General features: G+C 40.0%; 4 protein-coding genes. 1 reads left to right on the forward strand and 3 read right to left on the reverse strand.

Annotated features, from left to right (window positions below; all coding sequences use genetic code 11):
• Positions 1-125: 125 nt before the first annotated feature.
• From nrfD to G322_RS0117630, 3 genes are read right to left on the reverse strand one after another with little or no spacing between them, the layout of a single operon-like run.
• Positions 126-1,094: a cytochrome c nitrite reductase subunit NrfD gene (gene nrfD, locus G322_RS0117620; RefSeq protein WP_022943017.1), complete on the reverse strand. Its 969-nt coding sequence runs from the start codon at positions 1,092-1,094 to the stop codon at positions 126-128.
• Positions 1,091-1,783, reverse strand: a complete 693-nt coding sequence (gene nrfC, locus G322_RS0117625) for a cytochrome c nitrite reductase Fe-S protein (protein ID WP_022943018.1) — start codon at positions 1,781-1,783, stop codon at positions 1,091-1,093. The genes nrfD and nrfC overlap by 4 nt, the downstream gene beginning before the upstream one ends.
• 1 nt (position 1,784) lies before the next feature.
• On the reverse strand, positions 1,785-2,381 hold the full coding sequence (locus tag G322_RS0117630) for a multiheme c-type cytochrome (RefSeq protein WP_022943019.1): 597 nt from the start codon (positions 2,379-2,381) through the stop codon (positions 1,785-1,787).
• Positions 2,382-2,910: 529 nt separating this feature from the next.
• On the opposite strand from G322_RS0117630, the gene nrfA reads away from it, so the two are divergent.
• Positions 2,911-4,323: an ammonia-forming nitrite reductase cytochrome c552 subunit gene (gene nrfA, locus G322_RS0117635; RefSeq protein ID WP_022943020.1), complete on the forward strand. Its 1,413-nt coding sequence runs from the start codon at positions 2,911-2,913 to the stop codon at positions 4,321-4,323.
• Positions 4,324-4,522 lie beyond the last annotated feature (199 nt).

Here is a 4,522-nt window from a genome sequence, read left to right on the forward strand (position 1 = left end):
GAAGTCCTACGTCCAAGTGAAGCTTTCACCCACATAATAAACTTGTGGGGATTATCAGGCTTCAGTTTTTATTGGGTTTTGTACAAATAACCAACAACAAGGCTGAAACCTTGGCTACGAGCTTTTTATACAACAGTTAGCTGCCCCGCATAGAGTACAAAGGTACGTAACATCAACACCCCTAATAAACTAAGCCCGGTCACCGTAAACAGAAAACTGCTTTTGTGACGTGTTTTCTCACAGGCAACAAAGTTTAAGATAAGAGGCAGTAGCATACCGAAACCGACCACACCTATCCAGAACCAACTAGCCCAAAATCCAGCGCCGATAGCCGCCATTGCCGCCACCTCTTTTTGACCTCCGCCTAAAATAAGACCAGAGAAAAAACAGACCAGTAGAAATAGTTCAAACAGTACAACAGGGCGTTCAAAATTGTGTACCCATTTAACAGATGGACAGTGCATGGGTTGCTTAAACAGCAGCACACCAAACATTAAACTTGCTGCCGCGCCAGACGATAAACTGGAGAATACAAATAACACCGGCAATACTGGGTTATTGAGTAGCGGGAACGTTTTTAATGCGGATAATAAAAAGCCGGTGTAAGCCGCTAATGTTATCGCTAAAATAACTAAAACTAACTCTATGGCTTTCTCAAAGGGTTTTATTTTATCAATAAGTTCGCCAATAAAGTTAAGTTTATCACCCACAAATCTATTCAGAATAGCGAGCAGTTCATCTTTGAAGATCAGTGCTAACCATGTAAATAAGATAGTCATGTAGACATTAAACAGAATAACGCCCATCGACATAATGGAGGTGGGGTTTATGTAGATCATTATCTTCCAAAATACTAATGGTTTAGTGAGATGGAAAACTAAGATGGTCAATCCCGCAATAATGCCAAAGGGTGCAAGAATAGCGGTTGCCTTGATAATCCCATTATCGGCTGCGCGTCCCTCTATTATGTTACGTTTTAGGTAGATAGCGATCATCACCATGCCCGCAGACATCCCCGCTAAAAACAGGTAAACCGCGATAATCCAATCCCATACGACATTTGCACCTGAAAAAGCGTCAATAAATGTATTCATCGTTGTATCTCCCCTTTACCATCAACAATTTTGTAAAGTTTTGGCTGTGTGCCTAGCTCTACTTTATTGCGATAGACCGAATTATTTGCAATTACTTTGTTTATCTCACTGTTTGGATCGTTGAGATCGCCAAATACCAACGCATTGGTTGGGCAAGATAAAACACAAGCGGGTAATTTACCTGCTTTTAAATTAGTGTCGCGACAGAAATTACACTTATCAGCCGAGCCTGTTTCTGGATGAAAGAAACGCACTTGATAAGGACAAGCTGCAAGGCAGTAACCACAACCCACGCATTTATCACTTTCTACATCAATAATACCCGTGGCTTCATCTTTATAAGCTGCCCCTGTTGGACAAACATGCACACAAGGTGCGTTATCACAGTGTTGGCACGAGTTCCTGTCAAAACGGTAAGTCACATCAGGATGCTCACCAATCGGGGCACTACGGATAATCTCTAAGCGAGATACCCCATCGGGGACATTATTGGTTTCACGGCATGCTTCTTCACATTTTGTACAACCGATACACGCGCTTGAATCAAACACCATGCCATAACGTTTCTTGCCATCACTCATGGTGGCGGTTAACGTTTTGCTACTCACGGAAGCTGCCACAGAGGTGATACCTGTGGTAAAAATAATGGCACCAGTACCGATTAATAAGTCTCGTCTACTACAGCTCATATCACTCTCCTTTAAAATCAGTTGAGTTAAAATCTTGATGGCATGCTACGCACATCTCAATCTGTTGTTTTTTTGGTTTTGCTTGTATGCCCTGTGTTTCACCATCGGCATGTACCACATGACAGTTTGAACAGGTTGCATTTTTGGCGTGTACATCATGTGTCCAGTTTTGTTCACGCAATTTTGCTGGCGTATGACATTCAGTACAATTTGCAGTGCTACTCAAAATTGACTCAAAACTCAGCTGATGTTTATTGCTAGACATTTTGGATTGTGCTGGTGAGTATTTCGTCACCGTCGGGGAATTTTCGCGATGATCTGCTGATATAGTGTCATGACACTGAACACATTTAAGCTCTTTACCGAGCTCCTCGGTGACTTTTTCGCCATGCGTATTCAGCAGAGATTGTTTGGCGTCTTTATGACACTGAGTACATTTATAGTCACTATCACGGTTATAGGTAACCACATGACGAATATCGACTTGGTGTGCTTTAGTGGGGGGTGTTTCAGCAGAAACGGTTGATAAAAAACCAGTGATACAGAGAATTAACAGCGCGTTAATCATTGTAGCGATGGCTAATTTTACATTATCCATTTTGCATCCTTCCATGAGAATCTTAATAACGTCATTAAGAAACCTAGTTTAAAATTTAGGTACAAAAGTTATCAACATGATTGCCATATTTTAACTTTTTACGTTTAAATTCATTCTCATTTTTTGATGCCAGCCACAACGCTTAACAGGTTTCAATATAAGTAAATAAACCGACTGAGGGAAAGTTTATTAACCACAATTGTGATCTGGATATTAATGCCACGTAAAAATATCCCTTAATAGGTAGGTATTTGTTTTGAAAGGGCAGGATAGGTCAATAATGTGTGGACTTTTCGCGAGGTTAAGTTGATATTGATTATCACTTTTATTTGATTTGATGTTATTGATGTGAAACAATCTTTTGTTGATTAGGCTTATTTGCGATCGTAAAACCCACTAAAACAGTTGGTTTTAGTTATCTACATCATATAACCTTTTTGTATCTTCAATTCTTGTTTTATTGCCTCCCTCACAACGCTGGTAATGCTTAAATTTATATAAATAAGTGAATACTTAATTGGAGATAATTATGGTGAACAAATTAACAACCGTACTCTCATTACTATTAGCGACCTTGCTAAGTAGTAACTTGATTGCGGCAGAAAACAACACTGAACAACTTGAACCTCGCAATGAGAAGTTTGAGCAAGCACACCCTGAACAATATAAAACATGGAAAGCAACCAGCGAAAGCAGTGAATTAGCGGACGGATTAGCAGAAGATCCCTTAATGGTTATCATGTGGGCGGGGTATGGTTTCTCAAAAGATTATAACAAACCTCGTGGTCATTTTTATGCCATTGATGATATTCGTAATACATTACGTACGGGTGCCCCTAAAGATGGTAAATCTGGTCCGATGGTCATGTCATGTTGGAGTTGTAAAAGTCCCGATGTTGCACGTTTCTTAGAAGAGAATGGTGAAGACGCTTATTTTACTGGAAAATGGGCAAAAGGTGGGGCTGAAATCGTCAATGCGATTGGCTGTTCCGATTGTCATGATACGCGCAGTAAAGCATTTAAAAATGGTGAGCCAGCACTTAAACTTACACGTCCACATGTTTTACGTGCGATGGAAACCATTAATAAACCGTTTGCAGAACAACCTCGCCTAGATAAGCAAGCACAAGTTTGTGCGCAATGTCATGTAGAATACTACTTCACAGGCCCCACCAAAGCGGTAAAATTCCCATGGGATAACGGCATGAAAGTAGGTGATATGGAAGCTTATTACGATGCGATTGGTTTTAAAGATTGGACCCATAAAGTATCAAAAGCACCGATGTTAAAAGCGCAACATCCAGGTTATGAAACATGGACACAAGGTATTCACGGCAAAAACAACGTAACTTGTGTTGATTGCCATATGCCTAAAGTTGAAAACGAAGATGGCACCGTATTTACTGATCATAAAGTGGGTAATCCCTTTGATCGGTTTGAAAATACCTGTGCGAACTGTCATACACAAAGTAAAACGATGTTACAAGATGTGGTTGCAACACGTAAAGCGCAAGTATTAGAGATGAAACTGATTGCAGAGAAACAGATTGTCGCTGCTCACTTTGAAGCTAAAGCGGCATGGGACGCGGGTGCAACAGAAGCTGAGATGAAAGATATCTTACAAGATATTCGTCATGCACAGTGGCGATGGGACTATTCAATTGCCTCTCATGGTATACATATGCATGCGCCAGAAGTGGCATTAAGTGTATTAGGCACTGCGGTCGATAAAGCAGCTGATGCACGTACTAAGCTTATTCGTCTATTAGCGAAGAAAGGGATCACTGATCCAATTCAACTGCCTGATATCTCAACCAAGGAAGCTGCTCAAAAAGCATTGGGGATGGATATGGACAAAATGAATAAAGAGAAGCAAGCATTCTTAAAAACATTAGTACCAGAGTGGCAAGCAGAAGCTGAAAAACGCGAAGCGACTTATTAAGGATTGGCTTCAACATTACTTGCGATTTTGTTTTTAAAATAGCCAGTCATTTAGGATTGGCTTCAATATTACTTGCGATTTTGTTTTTAAAATAGCCAGTCATTTAAGGCTTTTTAGAAATAATTTATCGCAAGTTATTTTGTAACGATTCCTTAAGGCTTTTTGGAAACAATTTATCGCAAGTTATTTTGTAACGATT

This window comes from Psychromonas hadalis ATCC BAA-638, from assembly GCF_000420245.1.
GTDB lineage: Bacteria > Pseudomonadota > Gammaproteobacteria > Enterobacterales > Psychromonadaceae > Psychromonas > Psychromonas hadalis.